The 16,778-nt window shown below is 41.6% G+C and carries 15 protein-coding genes; all 15 read right to left on the reverse strand.

What is annotated here, in order from left to right:
- Positions 1–365: 365 nt before the first annotated feature.
- On the reverse strand, positions 366–1,835 hold the full coding sequence (gene lysS / locus A3KS_RS0116090; protein ID WP_026395776.1) for a lysine--tRNA ligase: 1,470 nt from the start codon (positions 1,833–1,835) through the stop codon (positions 366–368).
- 11 nt (positions 1,836–1,846) lie between these two features.
- Entirely contained in the window at positions 1,847–2,323 is a 477-nt protein-coding gene (greA, locus tag A3KS_RS0116095) for a transcription elongation factor GreA (protein WP_026395777.1), read from the reverse strand.
- A 111-nt stretch (positions 2,324–2,434) separates the two neighbouring features.
- Positions 2,435–3,706, reverse strand: coding sequence for a serine--tRNA ligase (gene serS / locus A3KS_RS0116100; RefSeq protein ID WP_026395778.1), 1,272 nt, complete (start codon positions 3,704–3,706; stop codon positions 2,435–2,437).
- Between the two features lie 36 nt (positions 3,707–3,742).
- Positions 3,743–6,484: a UPF0182 family membrane protein gene (locus tag A3KS_RS0116105; RefSeq protein WP_026395779.1), complete on the reverse strand. Its 2,742-nt coding sequence runs from the start codon at positions 6,482–6,484 to the stop codon at positions 3,743–3,745.
- A 162-nt stretch (positions 6,485–6,646) separates the two neighbouring features.
- Positions 6,647–7,279, reverse strand: coding sequence for a M15 family metallopeptidase (locus A3KS_RS0116110; protein ID WP_026395780.1), 633 nt, complete (start codon positions 7,277–7,279; stop codon positions 6,647–6,649).
- Between the two features lie 150 nt (positions 7,280–7,429).
- On the reverse strand, positions 7,430–8,119 hold the full coding sequence (locus A3KS_RS0116115; RefSeq protein WP_026395781.1) for an ABC transporter ATP-binding protein: 690 nt from the start codon (positions 8,117–8,119) through the stop codon (positions 7,430–7,432).
- Positions 8,112–9,275: an ABC transporter permease gene (locus tag A3KS_RS0116120; RefSeq protein ID WP_026395782.1), complete on the reverse strand. Its 1,164-nt coding sequence runs from the start codon at positions 9,273–9,275 to the stop codon at positions 8,112–8,114. Before A3KS_RS0116120 ends, A3KS_RS0116115 begins: the two co-directional genes overlap by 8 nt.
- Positions 9,259–9,924 (reverse strand): cobalamin B12-binding domain-containing protein, encoded by a 666-nt coding sequence (locus A3KS_RS21635; RefSeq protein WP_051355951.1) that lies wholly within the window; start codon positions 9,922–9,924, stop codon positions 9,259–9,261. The genes A3KS_RS0116120 and A3KS_RS21635 overlap by 17 nt, the downstream gene beginning before the upstream one ends.
- Before the next feature lie 143 nt (positions 9,925–10,067).
- Entirely contained in the window at positions 10,068–10,922 is an 855-nt protein-coding gene (locus tag A3KS_RS0116130) for an amidohydrolase family protein (protein WP_026395783.1), read from the reverse strand.
- 255 nt (positions 10,923–11,177) lie between these two features.
- The gene (locus tag A3KS_RS0116135) at positions 11,178–12,080 is read right to left on the reverse strand and encodes a methylenetetrahydrofolate reductase (protein ID WP_026395784.1); all 903 of its coding nucleotides are present in this window, start codon (positions 12,078–12,080) and stop codon (positions 11,178–11,180) included.
- Positions 12,081–12,101: 21 nt separating this feature from the next.
- Positions 12,102–12,722, reverse strand: coding sequence for a methylenetetrahydrofolate reductase C-terminal domain-containing protein (locus tag A3KS_RS0116140; RefSeq protein ID WP_026395785.1), 621 nt, complete (start codon positions 12,720–12,722; stop codon positions 12,102–12,104).
- A gap of 1 nt (position 12,723) precedes the next feature.
- Complete coding sequence (gene rsxC / locus A3KS_RS0116145) at positions 12,724–14,688, reverse strand: electron transport complex subunit RsxC (protein WP_084505049.1); 1,965 nt, start codon at positions 14,686–14,688, stop codon at positions 12,724–12,726.
- A gap of 28 nt (positions 14,689–14,716) precedes the next feature.
- Positions 14,717–15,619 carry a bifunctional 5,10-methylenetetrahydrofolate dehydrogenase/5,10-methenyltetrahydrofolate cyclohydrolase gene (locus A3KS_RS0116150; protein WP_026395787.1) on the reverse strand — a complete coding sequence of 301 codons (903 nt, stop codon included), beginning with the start codon at positions 15,617–15,619 and terminating at the stop codon, positions 14,717–14,719.
- A gap of 51 nt (positions 15,620–15,670) precedes the next feature.
- Positions 15,671–16,330 carry a cyclodeaminase/cyclohydrolase family protein gene (locus A3KS_RS0116155; RefSeq protein ID WP_051355952.1) on the reverse strand — a complete coding sequence of 220 codons (660 nt, stop codon included), beginning with the start codon at positions 16,328–16,330 and terminating at the stop codon, positions 15,671–15,673.
- A gap of 109 nt (positions 16,331–16,439) precedes the next feature.
- The coding region (locus A3KS_RS0116160) for a formate--tetrahydrofolate ligase (RefSeq protein WP_026395789.1) at positions 16,440–16,778 on the reverse strand (339 nt) is incomplete at its 5' end.

A 16,778-nucleotide genomic window follows, 5' to 3' on the forward strand; every position in this document is an offset into this window, starting at 1 on the left:
TTTCTTCATGTTGTCAAGCTGTTTTTTGAAATTCTTTTAAGTTCATTTCAATGTTTCAGCTGTGTCCGCTGCCTCACTCGAGACAACTTCATTAGTATACGCTCTTTCACCCCTCCTGTCAACGCTTTTTTGAAAGTTTTTTGATTTCTTTTTGATATTAGCTAAATAGACTCTGCTATCGGCTAATTATCTGGTTTTAAAAGCTGTTGATCAACTATTTTACCGACAGATTTTACTTATTTACCCTCATAATTATCATTCAAACACATAAATTAATGTTTATTATTTAATTTTCAAATCCTAATTCTTTCGAATAAATTAAAGGAACTCAAAATCCTTGGATTCTGAGTTCCTTATTCATCGAGTTATAAGTCGATGGGCTTCATTGTCGGGAAAAGAATAACATCTCTAATGCTGTGTTGATTAGTAAATAGCATAACCAATCGATCAATTCCAATACCTAACCCACCAGTAGGCGGTAGACCCACTTCCAGGGCATTAATAAAGTCGGCATCAAAAGGATGGGCTTCATCATCACCGTCAGTTTTCTTCTGTACCTGAGACATAAACCGTTCTTTCTGATCAATGGGATCATTCAGTTCCGAAAAGGCATTGGCACATTCGGCACCGTTTATATATAGTTCAAATCGCTCTGTGTACCGCGGATCTTTGGGATCTTTCTTAGCCAGTGGTGAAATTTCTACTGGATGCATCGTCACAAAGGTTGGCTGGATAAGTTTATCTTCAACAAATTCGTCAAAGACTTCAGCCATAATTTCGCCAACACTATTTTTCCCATCCACATCCACATGCAGTTCCTTAGCTGCGGCTCGCGCCACTTCGACATCAGTCATGACGTCAAAATCCACATTGGTATGTTCTTTCACCAAATCGACCATTCGTGCCCGTTTGAATGGAGCGGCCAGACTAATTTCTTTATCGCCATAAATAACAGTTTCGGATTTATTAACTTCTTTGGCCAGAAAACTGTAGAGTTCTTCGATCATTACCATCAGGTCATCATAATTCGCATATGCCTCATAGGACTCCAGTAATGTGAATTCAGGATTGTGGGTGGCATCCATTCCTTCGTTTCTAAAAACCCGACTCATTTCATAAACCTTGTCAAAGCCACCAACAATCAATCGCTTAAGTGGTAATTCCAGAGCAATTCGGCAGTATAAAGTGATATCCAGGGCATTATGATGGGTCATGAAGGGTCTGGCATTGGCACCACCGGCCAGATTTGAAAGAACCGGTGTTTCTACTTCGATAAAATCTCGGGCGTCATAAAATTCCCGTATTTTCCGCATAATCAGTGATCGTTTCTGGAAAACATCCTTCACTTCCGGATTTACAATCAGATCAACATAACGCTGTCGGTAACGAAGCTCCATATCTTTTAGACCGTGATATTTTTCCGGCAGAATTTGCAAAGACTTACTCAAAAGCGTCAGTTCTGAAACTCTTACCGAGATCTGACCCATTTTTGTTTTGAAGATTTCCCCTTTAACTCCAACGATGTCGCCAATGTCATAGGTTTTTATTTCGTCATATATATCTGGTAAGGCATCTTTCTTCAGGAATAACTGAATTCTTCCTGTGGAGTCCTGCAGATCATAAAAGGATACTTTTCCCTGGCCTCGTTTGGACATGATCCGACCAGCCATGGTCACTTCCTTTTCTTCATAGTCATCATAAGATGCTTCAACTTTCTGAGCATGGGCACTTACATTGAAACTGGTTTGTTCAAAGGGATTCTTCCCGGCATCTTGTAAATTCTTTAATTTTTCTCTTCTTATCTCAAGAAGTTCGCTAAGATTTTCTGTTGTCAATGTCTACTCCCCTATCTACGTATTTCTAAAATTTGATATGCCGCTTCACCGTCAGGAATTTGCACCTTCACGGTATCGCCTACCTTTGCGCCCAACAGCGCTGATCCAATCGGGGACTCGTTTGAAATACGGTTGTTTTTAGGATCAGATTCGGCTGATCCGACAATTTTATATTCTGCAACTAAGTCCAGTAATGGATTTTTAATTTTAACGATGCTGCCAACTCCGACATCTTCGGTATGGATGTCTTTTTCAACAATAACAACTGCTATTTTAAGTTTATGTTCAAGCTCTGAAATTCGGCCCTCAACAAACCCCTGCTCATTTTTCGCTTCATCATATTCGGCGTTTTCACTTAAATCTCCGAATTCCCGGGCTGTTTTAATCCGATCTGCTACCTCATGGCGCTTAACTGTTTTTAAGTATTCCAGTTCTTTTTTTATGTTATTAAAACCATCTTCGGTTATAACTAATTCTTTTCCATTCATGTTCATTATACTCCTCCATCTGACACGATTCTCATTCTCAATCACGAGTGCCATTTTTTCTTTCTATTTTTTGTTTTATGCCTTATTTTCGGTTGGCATTATTTAATTGACTTACTTACCAATAACGGTTTTGCCCCACATGTAGTGCACCAATTTTTCCGGAACCGCAACTGATCCATCGGCTTGCTGATAATTTTCTAAAATTGCGGCAAAGGTTCTGCCCACTGCCAGCCCCGACCCATTGAGGGTATGTAAAAAGCGGGTTTTCTTGGTTTCGCCATCTCTGAAGCGAATATTTGCCCGTCTGGCCTGGTAGTCTTCAAAATTCGAACAGGAGCTGATCTCGACATAGCGGTTGTAACTTGGCATCCACACTTCAATATCGTAGGTTTTAGCCGAGCTGAAGCCCAGATCTCCAGTACATAATTCAATTACCCGGTAAGGAATCCCCAGAAGCTGCAAAATCCGTTCCGCATTATTCGTTAAGGATTCCAACTCTTCGTAGGACCGATCCGGATGAACAAATTTAACCATTTCCACCTTGTCAAATTGATGATTACGGATCAATCCCCGGGTATCACGGCCAGCTGACCCGGCTTCCTGTCTGAAACAGGGGGTATAAGCGGTAAAGTATTTAGGCAATTCTTCTTCTCCTAATATTTCATCGCGATAGATATTGGTTACCGGTACCTCGGCGGTTGGCACCAGGAAAAAGTCTTTACTTGGTAGATGAAAAGCGTCTTCTTCAAACTTTGGTAATTGTCCGGTACCGGTCATACTTTCCCGATTTACCATAAATGGTGGCGAAATTTCGGTATAATGATGTTCTTCGCAATGGGTGTAAAGCATAAAGTTAATCAGTGCCCGTTGTAATCGGGCTCCCTCACCTTTAAACATGCTGAATCGGGCACCGGTGATTTTGACCGCCCGCTCAAAATCCAGGATGTCCAGATCCACGCCGATATCCCAATGAGCTTTGATCTCGAAATCAAATTTTCTGGGTTCGCCCCATTTTCTAATTTCCAGATTATCGGTATCATCTTTCCCGACCTTGACTTGGGGGTTGGGAATATTCGGAAAATTCAACAGCTGAATTTTGATCTCATCGTCGATTGTTTTGACTTCTGCATCCAGATCTTTAATCGTGTTTGACAGCTCCTTCATTTCGGCAAAAATCTCGGTGCAATCCTTATTTTCTTTTTTTAAAACGGGAATTTGTTTGGACACCACATTTTGCCGGCTCTTCATTTCTTCAACCTGACCCAATGTTTCCCGGCGTTTTTCATCTAATGCCGTTATCACGCTTAAATCATATTGACCGCGTTTGTCCAAACCTGCCTGAACTTCTTCTTTATTTTCTCTTATGCGCTTTATATCGAGCATTTTTTCCTCCTGCTTTTAAAAACTTATGATCTTATCCTACTGAGTTACCCCAGATAGTTGCTGTAGCTGAGCCAGAACCTGTTCCAACTCACTAATCTTTTGTCCATATCCTGCCCAGTTACCAGCTTTTTGCGCTTCTTGCGCTTCTTTGAATAGGGCATTGGCTTTTACTACTAATTCTGCAGTGGTTGAAGTGCTTCCAGCGCTTTGGACTGGTGAGCTATTACTCAGTAATTCCTGAATATCAAAAACCTGTGCCAACGCCAACTCCAGAGAGTCAGCCATAACTATTTCATTCTGGTAACATACTACCACTTTTTTTAATTCCGGCAGATTATTTTCTCCACCAACGGCTTGAATGTAAATTGGTTCGACATAGATAATCGCATTTTCGATCGGTATCGACATCAGATTTCCCCGCAAAACCCGGGAGCCCTGCTGACCTAAAAGGGTCAATTGCGGTGAAATGATGGTATCCTGATCGATCCGCTGTTCAATCTGCATTGGGCCATAAACCAGTTGCTGTTTGGGAAACTCATAGAGGATCAACTGCCCATAACCTGGGCCATCCGATACGCCTGCCAGCCAGGCAATCATATTATCCTTATCTTTTGGTGTAAAGGGTACGGTTAACATAAACTCTGCTTGTCGATCTGGCAACTCCATAATGGTATAAGCCGATTCCACCGGCACCTCAGTTTTTTCAGATTCGTAAAACTGGGTTGCCGTCTCCCACTGATCTTCCTTATTATAAAAGACTCTGGCATTTGACATATGATAAGTTTTATAAATATCGGATTGAATATCAAACATGGTTTTTGAGTACCGCAGATGTTGTTTGATTCCTTCCGGCATTTCTGAAAGATCTTTCAAAAACCCAGGGAATATTTTACTGTAGGTTTCCAGTACCGGTTCATCATCCACCTTGTAGAAAGTCACATCGCCATTGTAGGCATCAACAACCACCTTCACCGAGTTACGCACATAATTATCGCCGGCTTCATCATAGGGTTGCGAGTAAGGGTAGCGGTCACTGGTGGTGAAGGCATCAACAATCCAATACAGACGGCCTTCTGAGATCACCATGTAGGGATCACTGTCATAGCTTAAAAATGGGGCAATGGTCGAGACACGTTCAGAAATATTGCGATGGATCAGCATCTTACTGTCATCCGTAATTTCATTTGCCAAAAGCAGTTCCGATGACCCATGATAGAGCGCAAATGCCAGTTTATTGATAAAAGACATTTGGATCCCTGCTGTCCCCGTATAGGTAACCTCCTGGTTATCATCACCCTGAGGGTAATCAAACTCGGCGGTGGTACAGTTGGTGACCACGTAGCCATAGTCATTTTCACCAAAATAAATTCGAGGTTCGTCAATGACCAGTTCACTCACATCGGTAACCGGTGGAATATCTTTGACGATCAGATCCGGTTGCCCCACATTGTTTGTTTTGTTGACCGGGGACACCGCTGAACCAAATCCATGGGTGTATTTCAAGTGCTGATTGACCCAGGTCTTCGCTTCAGCGGGCAGTAAGGTATTGTTCATTTCCCGGGCACCCAGGAACACCTGCGTATAGACACCGTTGACAAAATAGCGATCAACATCAACATCATAAAATTGATAGTAGTTCCTGATCCCTTGTAATGAATTATACATTTCCTGGGTTGGTATTTGATCGTTAATTGGTATGTTATCGATCGTTATTTGGTTTTCTTTAATTTCTTTCGCCGTTATTTCCTGCGTTCCTGAAAACTCTCTTGTTTCAACATTGGATAAATCATAGGCCTGTTGTGTATATTCAATGTTATTGGCAATATACTGTTCTTCTTTGGTAAATTGATTGGGGATCACAATTAGCGATTCATAGATTCCCTGGGCGGCCCCACCCAAAATTATCACCACGATTAACAAGACCGGGCCAGCACCCATGAATAGATATTTTTTCTTATAACCGGCAAATACCGATGTAACAGCCAGAACCAGACACAAAGCGCCTTTAATAATGATGACTTTCAGTCCGACATCAATATCTGCGGCACCAGCTCCATAGACGATCCCGGAACTGGAGTACAGCAACTGAAAAGCTTCCAAAAAGCTGCCAATCGACAGGATTAAAAAAAGCACGCCTAAAAAAATGCCGATCTGCCGGGATGCAATCTCAAGATATGATTTAAATATCCCCTTGGCATTATCTTTAATGGATTCCAAGTCTTGTTCCCGGCTGAATTCGATTTTCTTGCCCTGATAAAGGATATATGCCGTGTACAAAAAGGTTAGCACGACAATGACCGCAAAGAAACCGATGAAAATAGAAAAGACTTCCTGGTATAATGGCAAGCCAAAAAAATAAAGGGCCAGATCCTGATTGAAGATGGGATCTGTCAAATTGAATTGCGTCTGATTGACGAATTCCAGGATTTGATACCAAAGTCGATCCGAAATCAAAATGGTCAGAAAAAAAGCGACCACACCACTTACACCAATGGCAAGGATATTCTGCTTTTTCGTTGCTTTCTGAACACTCCCGATGTACCGTGCTGAAATACGATTAAGCAATTTCAAATAAAAAAACAAAATCAGCATCACCCCAATAAAGATCGGAATACCTATTTGTGTTTTTGTCACCAGTTCTTTAAAGAAAATTTCTGTATACCCCATTTCCACAAACCAAAGATAATCAATATAAAATTGGTTCAGTGATAATAGAATGGCGAAAATTACTAATAACACACCTAATCCAATTAAGAGTGTTTTGTTTCTTTTTCTCATTTTTCCACTTCTTTCCTGATAGTATCGTATTTTTCTCTAATTTTATTATTATATCACATTTTTTTGACAATTCATTAATAAAATGCAATATTTGCGATTAAAAGAGACGCCTTCAAAAATACAACTCTTTTCATTCGCCAACAGCTTAATAATAGGTTCCGATCAACCCTGAATCGGAAAGTCAAAATAGGTTTCAGGATACGGCTCTTCAGTTAGGGTAAAGTGCCACCACTCCTGCTGCATCGGTTCAAACCCCTCTGAGCGCATCAGATAACGGAGCTGGACCCTGTTTTTGCTTTGTTCCAGAGTGAGATGATCATAATCGCTGTAGGAGACCTCCGAAAAAAAATCAAACACACCACCCATGTCGATTTCGGTCCCCGTTTCGATGTTTACCACCGTCAGATCCACCGTACTGCCCCGGGTATGGGAAGATTCCGGGGCAATAAACCCGCCATCGAAAATTTCCTGGCGCGTCTTCTCCGGATAATAGATACTTTTGGTTTTCCCATCTTCCGCCTGCTTTCCCCAGCGCACAAAATGATCCACTGCCCGTTTGGGACGATACCCGTCAAAAACCTTTAAACCAAAGCCTTCTTCCAAAAGTTGTTTTTGGACTCTTCCCAGGGCGATTGCCGCTTTTTCAGTTAATAAAATGATGGGGGCTTCATAGCCATCGATTCGTTCGCCGACAAAATTATCTCCGGTATAGTATTTTACATCTGTCATGATTCCTGGAATTGCCATAACAATATCCACAAAATCATGGGGACGTACGATCATAATTTTTTTCATTGATTTTCCCCTAGTTTACGCTTGAAAATGTCTATTTCCCTATTTTATACGATGATTGGCATGATTACCAGTAATAATTATCAAAATCAATGAAAGCATTAAATAATCTACTATAATAATATAGTTGATTATTTAATGCTGAAGACTTGTTCATTTGATAATGTCCAGTGAAACTCGACCATCCAGAATTTCAACAATACGGTCTGCTTTTTCAGCAACTCGTCGGTCATGGGTGATGATGACAAAGGTGGTTCCCAGTTCCTGGTTGATCTTCCGGAAAAGTTGATAAATGCTGTCAGTGGTCTGCGAATCCAGATTACCGGTTGGTTCGTCAGCCAGAATAATTTTTGGTTTATTCATCAGTGCTCTGGCAATGGCTGTCCGCTGCTGTTGTCCACCCGACATATTTGTTGCCAGGTTATTTTCCACCTTTTCAAGTCCCACCAGATTCAGTATTTCCCTGGCTCTTTTCTGACTTTCCTTATCCGCCTTACCATGGGCAACCCGATATGGCATCAGTACATTTTCCAGGGCGGTAAATTCCGGTAACAGGTAATGAAACTGAAAAACAAAACCCAATGTTTCGTTCCGCAAATCAGCCAATCGCCCTTTTGACATGTTTCTAGTCGACACGCCGTTGATAATTACTTCCCCTTTTGTCGGGCGATCCAGGGTTCCGATAATATTGAGGAGGGTACTTTTACCGCTGCCGGACTCACCGATAATGGCATTAAATGAGCCGGTTTTAAATCCCAGATTCAGTTCATGAAGAGCAACCGTTTTAATCGTCTTGCCATAAACCTTTGATACGCCTTTGACTTCGACTACGAAATTATCCATTTTTAATTACCTCCATGGGATCCAGCTTAGACACGCGAATAGCTGGAATTAGAGCAGCCAATGTCGAAGCAATGACGGCAATTCCCGCTGAAACGCCAATGAAAACCCAATCAATATAAAAGGGCACCAGTGAAGATCCATCGGGATTAGTGACAAAGGTGGCGAATGACCAGCTCAACCCAATTCCCAAAGCGATACCGACAAACGCCCCCAGGATGCCCAGCAGAAATCCCTGAAACAAAAAAACCAGACTGGCTTTGGGGTTGTGCATTCCCATGGCCTTTAATATCCCAATCTGTCTGGACTTCTGGACGACACTGATGGCCAGAACACTGGCAATGCCCAATACCACTGATATCAGCACAAAAACCTGAATCATCAGGCTTGAAGCGGTCTGACCTGAAAGCCCAGATAACAAGGCGACATTTTCTTCTTTCCAGTTTGTCACAATTAAAGTCTCGTCATTTAAGCGCTTTTCCACATCCATTGCCACTTCATCCGCGGCAAATACATCATTTACCTGCATTTCGATCTGCGATACGCCTTCACCGGTTTCCAAAAATGTCTGGGCTGTACCATTATTTGTTAGAATCCATGATTCATTCAAAGACTTTACCTGCAAATCAAAAAAACCAGTTACCAGAAACTCTCCTGTTTTTCCAGTCGGGGTGATCATTTCAATCGCATCGCCGATTGCTACGTTCAGGTTTTTTGAAAGGTCCTTTCCGATAATAACTTCATTTTCATTTATCCCCAGTTCGCCTTTGACTACCCGATCTGCAATTTTATAGATTCCCTGGGCAGCGCCCCAATCAAAGCCTCTCAGGATAATGGTCGTCGACTCGGCAGGCGTTTTTAAGATAGCGGGCCCCTGAGTAACCGCCACAAGGTTTGTTATTTCTTCTGGATTGGCGGCTTTGATCGTTTTTATTTCAGCCTGGGGATCTAAAATAAAATCACCATCTTCCTGGGGCGCAACGGTAATCTGCGGCGCACTACCCACCGTTTTATCGACCAGGCTTTTTTGAAGACCAGTGATCAGTGACCCGATAAAGATTTGAACCGAGACCCCAATCGCAATTCCCAAGACAATCAGAATGGTTTGACCCTTACTGGATTTTAAAAACCGAAGGGCGATATCAAATGCCAGTTTCATGATCTTCCCACCCTTCTGAAATTCTTACCACTGCGTCATAGCTATCCACATAATAATCACCGCCGATTTCTTTTACCACCGATAAATTATCTTTAAATGCTGCCCCACCTAAAATAATGCTGATTTCATTGCCCAGAATTTTGCGGACATCTTCAATGGTTCGCCTGGCAGCAACCAGATTAAAATAATTACTGACCCCCATGGCGATAACCTCTGGCCGCAATCGGACCATTGCCTGCAAAAGCGCCTTCGGTGGAGTATTACCGCCTAAAAAATAAACCTGATGACCGCATAAGGTAAAGAAATCAGCGATCATCCGGGCCCCTACATCATGGTATTCCTCGGCAGGACAGAAAATCAGTATCTTTTTCTTTCCCGTTCTGAAACTATTACGCAGTCCTTCATTCACTACCCGGGGATAGCAGTATTCGATAACGGTTCGAACCACCGACGTTCTAAAATGTTCTTTCCAAATCGCTACCGATTCTCTTCTTTCTTCCAACTCCATTTTGTTCTGAACGGGCATTAATAACTCATTGTACAGCTCCACAATGCCAACCTTCCCGGTTTCCAGGGCATCCAACGCAATTCGCACGGCGTTGGGTTTATCATCGTTTTCCAGACATTCCACAAATTTTTCATATAACATATGCGCACCACCCACTATAGATTATCAGTAATTTATACCCAGGGTTTTACCAAACAAACATACCCTAAGACTTAATTTACACCAATTCAAAAGAAAGAATCCCTGCAAATAAGCTTTGCAGGGATTCTCTTATGCTAAAACTATTAGAGGTCGATAACCCATTTTCCAATGTTTTCCAATTTTTCTTCTGTCAATCCACAGTCGAGTAAATAACCAAGTTCATCTAAAGTGCCTTGTCCCAGGGGAACCAATGTCGCGCCTGAGTCACTTCCCAATGCAATGTTCACACCCATTGCATTTGCTTTTTTTACCATCAACTGATGTTGTTTAAAATAAGCTTCCGATACTTTTTGATATTTTTTCATTGGACTGGCATCCTCACATCTGGCTATATTGGCAAACGGCGCCAGGGTCGGCACCCAAACCACGCCACACTCACGCATCGCATGAAGGCAGTCGTCGTCTATTCCATAGCCGTGTTCAATGGTATCTGCGCCTGATGTCAAAGCTATCATAATACCCTCTGGTGTGTTGGCGTGAACCATGACTGATAAACCCTTTTGATGAGCATGATCAATCATCTCCGAACATTCACTTTTAGAAAACCCCAACGGCCCGGAAGCACCCAATGTGGTAAAACTCATGATCCCGGTTAGAATAATTTTTATAAAATCAGGCTTTTGTTTGATGACTTGATTCATCTTTTCAATGCCTTCTTTCAGATTATCCACTGAGTCTCCTAAAAAATCACCGTAATGGCCTTTTTTATAAAAAGCGCGAATGGGCGTCTTCACAATAAGGTCGGAATCTTTTGAAATATCTCTGAGAATTATTCCAATTCCTGAACCATCGCCGCCATCACGAATTGCCTGTACCCCTTTATTTTGATAGATTTGAATGAGGTCTTTCATTGCCTCGAGCGCTAAATCGTCTGAATCAGACTGTCTCAATCCTCTGAATTGGCCCAAACCACAATGAACATGACAATCGATTAGCATGTTTTTTTGTATACGCAAATGTCACGAATCCCATCTGCTGCTTTAGATCTATTCGGGCTTGTTCCAATTACTGTTATTTTCACCTTATCACCAACCTATAAATCTGCAAAATCCAGAATTTTGGTGGATCTTATTCCCCAAAATAAAAAACTCCTCCATTATAAGATGAACAGTTTAATGATATAAGCTGTTCATCTTAAGAGGAGCATTTTTAGAATTTCCGGCTCGGCCGGCATTCAGTTATGTTATTATTTATTAAACTACTGGAGTTATTGGTGCAATTCCAGCCATATCAAGAATTTCTGGAATTCTGTTTTCCCAACCTAATGACATAATGTGAACGCCTTGAGCGTAATCTTTACATTCTTTGATCAGACGAGCACAGATTTCTACGCCAGTATCGCCAGCTTTTGTTTTTTCTTTGTCTGCCTGTAATTCTTTAATCATTTCGTCTGGTACATGGACACCAGCTACGTTGGCATTCATATATCGGCACATTCCCACATTTTTGGGGATGATCAGACCCAATTGAACTGGAACACCAAACTGTTTAGCTTGTTCCATAAATTTAATGAATTTTTCTGGTTCATAAACGCCCTGAGTTTGGAAATATTCGCATCCAGCTTTCACTTTTGCTTCCATTTTTGCCAATTGAACATCTACAGAGTCGCTACATGGTGATACAACAGCGCCTTTAGCAAACTTAGGTGGAGCTCCATCAACTGCATTCCCAGCAATATCAAAGCCTTCTTCTAATCGTTTTACCGCATGAATTAACGAAACGGAATCAAGATCGAAAACAGGTTTTGCTTGAGGATGATCACCTAATGTAGTGTAATCCCCAGTTAATAGCAATAAATTCTCAATGCCTAGTAATGCTGCACTTAATACGTCAGACTGTAAGGCAATACGATTTCGGTCACGACAGGTAATTTGAAAAATTGGGAGCAGTCCCTCATCTTTTAATACCTTACATGTTGCCAGTGAACCAGTACGCATAACGGAGGATTGGTTATCCGTTACATTCAATGCATGAACCCGGGTTTTTAAATACTCATGGGCATCTTTAATTAAGTGGTCAAGTTCAACTCCTTTTGGAGGTCCCACTTCTGCAGTTAATACAAACTCGCCACGTTGAAACAGCTCAGTTATTCTCATTTATAATTACTCCTAATCTTCTTAAATTGTTGGTTCTTCTGCGTTTGGATTGTGATAGTTCCGCACTTTTGGTGCTTCATATTTCATATTATCCAGTTTATTCAGTTTTTCCAATTTTCGGTAAATTCGTTCCCATCCGCATTCCATTTCCTTGTCAACTTCACACATGCCTTCTTTGGCGCCGCCACATTGGCCGTTGAGTAGACTTTTTGAACATGCGGTAATCGGACAGATTCCACCGGTACCATTGAGATAGCATTCGCCACACTGTCCACAATCAACATTCAGTGGTGTAACACCCTGGAATCCTGGTAATGGATAGGTATCGCAACAAGAGTAGACTTTTTTGCTTTCAAATTGAGCAGCAACAGTCTGAACCCCAACGCCACAGGAGAATACCAGGATGGTATCTGCGGCATTAATGACATCGGTATGTTTTTGCAATTGCAATTTTAAATTATCGGGATTACAGATGTAATCCGTTGTGATAATCTGAGTCACACCACTTAAGTCTTTTTGCAGTTCATCTGCTTCGTGTTCAGCGAAATAGACTTCTTTGCAGCCGTGACAGTTTATGATCACAGTTTTTCCTTGAGCCAGTGCTTCGATTGTTTCTTTTGATTTTAGTTGGGTAATCAGCATATTATTTACCCTCCCTTATGGCAGTTTTTCCGATTTTAATTCGTTCAACAATTGGAATTTTTGATGAACAGATATATTCACAACATCCACATTCAATACAGTCCATGGTGTTTTGTGTTTTCATGCCTTCCCAGTCTTCTGACAGAGCATATTTGGTGAAATACAGCGGACGCAGTTCCATTGGGCAGACGTCAGCACAACGGCCACATTTGATACATTCTACGGCTTCTTTAACCGTGGTTTCAACAGCGATAATACCATTGGAACATTTCAGCATCGGAACATTGAGGTTCGCCTGGGCGAATCCCATCATTGGGCCACCGATTTTAACAGTTACATCATCGCCTTTTACATCGCCGCAATGGTTGACGATATCTTTGACAGAGGTACCAATCTTGACTAAGTAGTTGCCAGGCTTGTTGATGCGGTTACCGCTGACAGTCACAACACGTTCAACTAGAGGCATTCCTAGTTGGATTGCATCGGAAACAGCTTTAGCTGTGCTCACGTTACATACGATTGCGCCAACATCCATTGGTAGGCCGCCACTTGGCACTTGCTTGCCCATAACCCGTTTGATGAGCATTTTTTCAGCCCCTTGTGGGTATTTGGTTTTTGCAACCACGATTTCGATGTTTTCGATATCGGCAGTTTTTGCCTGCAGCAATTCAACTGCATCCATCTTGTTGTCTTCAATGGCAATCACACCTTTTGGTGCGCCGGATGCTTTCATCATAGCTTTTAGACCATAAATTACTTCATCAGCATACGCCAGCAGAACCTGATGATCCGCGGTCAGAATTGGTTCACATTCACAACCGTTGAGCAATACCAGTTCAATCGGTTTTGGTGATTTAAGTTTAACGGCAGTTGGGAATCCAGCCCCACCCATACCGACAACGCCTTTTTCACGGACAATTTCGATAATTTCATCAGCTGAAAGTTTATCTAAATCGCCGGCTGGTTTTACTGAGTCATCAAGGGTATTCTTGCCGTCTGATTGAATAACAACAGCTAATGCTTCCAGCCCGCTAATCGGATGCAACCGTGGTTCAACGGCAACAACAGTACCACTGACACTGGCATGAATCGCGCTGCTGATAAAGCCAGCGGCTTGAGCAATTTTTTGACCCATTTTCACCTGTTGTCCAACTGTTACAATTGGCTCAGCTGGTGCACCAGCATGCTGTGACATAGGAATAACCACATTTACTGGATCTGGGAAAGGTACCAATGAAATATGTTCACTCAATTCTTTGAATTCGGTTGGGTGAATTCCGCCATAGTATCCTTCAAATCGTTCTTCGCGGACAGACTTCACATATTCACTGACAAATTTGTGATTGACTTTGGAATAATCCCGTAGTTCTACTGGCTGATCTAACAGTTCTTGCAAACGTCCCTGTTTAGCCAGTCGATCGTAAATGAGCTGCCATCCGCAGTCCATTTCTTTATCGACTTCGCATTTACCATTTTTAGCACCGCCACATTGACCATTCAGTAAACTTTTTGAACAATCAACGACTGGACAGATTCCTCCGGTCAGGTTCAGATAACATTGACCACATGCTTCACATAAAGTGGTTGTCAACGCCATTCCATGGTAGCCATCAACAATAACGGAGTCGCTTGCAGCATATACCGGCATTTCCGCCATTCCTGCAATCGTCTGAATACCCAAACCACATGAGATAACAAACACATTTTTGGTTTCTTGGGGAATAAGACCCTGGAAGCTCTTCGATGTTAATGGTTCATTGCACAGAAAATCAATTCGTGCCGAGCCCACAATATTTTTGCCCTGTTCTTTGGCAATCTCTTCAAACAAACCGCATTCCGGTTCGTCAAAACTGTCAAGTTCCTTGAAGCATTTGTTACAGGCGATAACAAACAAATCATCCTTGTCTGCCAGAACCGCATCAAGCTCTTCCTTTCTTTTCAGTTTAAACTTTGTGTAATCCTCCAATTGTATACCTCCTTTGTTTTTTCAGATTTTATAAGTTATTTTGCATTTTGCATGCGCGAATAACATGTGCTGCCAATAAAGCTGTTGTGATTGGGCCTGTTCCGCCGCCACATCCTGGTGTAGCTGAAGTAATCATTGCAACCTTATCTAAACAGTCTACGTGAGCATCTCCAGCACGAATTTTTTTGCCTTCTTCGTTTAATATAAATTCTTTGTTTTCGTCTTTCATTTGAGACATAGCAACATCAATCAGGATACAGTCTTCGCTTAACATATCAGCTCTCACTAATCCGTAGATACCACACGCGGTTACAACGATATCCGCTTTTTTGGTGTAAGAAGCAGTATCTTTTGTATGAACATGACACATCGTTACCGTTGCAAATTCGTTTGTCAGCATAATTGTCAGTGGTTTTCCTAATACGTTAGAGTTGTTAATAACCACAACGTCTTTACCTTTAACATCGATGTTGTAGAATTTAAACATTTCCATAACGCCTTCAGCTGTACATGGGAAGAATCCTCTTTCATCGGCGATCATCAGTTTTCCTAAGTTTGTAGGATTAAGAGCATCTGGATCTTTTTCAGGACTTAACAGATATTTGATTTTTTCTGCATCGATTTGATCTGGTAGTGGTTGGAAGATCAAAACAGAATGAATGTCTTTATCTTCATTGATTGCCTGAAGTTTTGCAATGAAATCTGCTTCAGTTACATCAATAGGGAACTGAACTGATTCAACTTCAATGTTTGATTTTCCCATTCTGGTGATAATGCTTTTTTCGTAAGAAATAGAACCTGGATCTTCACCAACTCGCATGATTGCCATTTTTACAACAATGCCTTTTGCTTTTAATTCATTGGCATCTGCCAGCACTTGAGCCAGTACCGATTCACTTACTTCTTTTCCACTTAATAATTTTGCTGCCATAATTATAATACTCCTCTTAGTTCAAAATTTTATTGATTTATAATAATGCTATTATGAAAGTTGTTTTTCAACATCTGCATAAACACGGTCACAAATTTCAACGCCTTTGTCCAGCATTGGTTTAATTCTGTTGTTAACGTCAGCTACGTAGTCTGCATCTTTGATTGTTTTTATATTGATTAATACATTAACCCAACCACTGATCATTCCCGCTCTTAAACACTGAACGCCACACGCTACATCACTGATGGCTAAAGCAGATCCTTTTCCGACCAGTTCTTCCTGTAATAAAACAGCCTTGTAACATACTTCAACGATTTCAAGCGGAATGCTACAAGCAACCTTGGTGCATTCTTCTAAGGTTTTTTCTTTGTAAGCTTTCTCTTCTTCAGTTTCTTTGGGTAGACCATAAGCTTTCGCTAAAGGCAAAAAGTTTTTTGCGTCTTCATCGATCATTGCTAACAGACGATCCTGCAAAACCTGCGCTTCTTTTAAAATGCGTTGAATATCTTCTTCATACTCTGCATATTTTTTCTTTCCGGTGGTCAAATTGCAAACCATTCCAGCCAAAGCTGTACCGATTGCACCAACTAATGCGGCTGCGCCGCCACCACCTGGAACAGCTGCTTTGCTGTACAGGGCTTCAACAAATTCGGTACATTTTTTTTCTGAGATAGAACCAAGATCAGTTCCTACTGCATCAAATTCCATTTACTAACTCCACTTCAATCTTTATTGTTTATTGTATATTTTTTAACAAACTTCTATAGCGAGAGGGTTCTGACGAACCCTTCTCGATATTATAGAAAGCCATTTATTTCTAGAATAAGCCAGCAATTACGCCGTTTTCATCGACATCAATTTTTTCTGCTGCTGGTACTTTAGGCAGACCAGGCATTTTCATGATTTCGCCGGTGAGGGCGACAATGAAACCTGCTCCTGCGGAAATATTGACCTGACGAACCGTTACTCTAAATCCGGTTGGACGACCCAGTTTGGTGGCGTCATCGGTTAATGAGTATTGGGTTTTAGCCATACAGATTGGCACCTTGTCAAAACCAAGAGCGGTCAATCGTTCCATTTCTTTAGCGGCTACTGGTGTAAAGTCGACGCCGTCAGCGCCGTAAATACGGGTCGCAATCGCTTCGATTTTTGCTTT

It is taken from the genome of Acetobacterium malicum subsp. dehalogenans DSM 11527 (assembly GCF_000472665.1).
Classification (GTDB): domain Bacteria; phylum Bacillota; class Clostridia; order Eubacteriales; family Eubacteriaceae; genus Acetobacterium; species Acetobacterium malicum.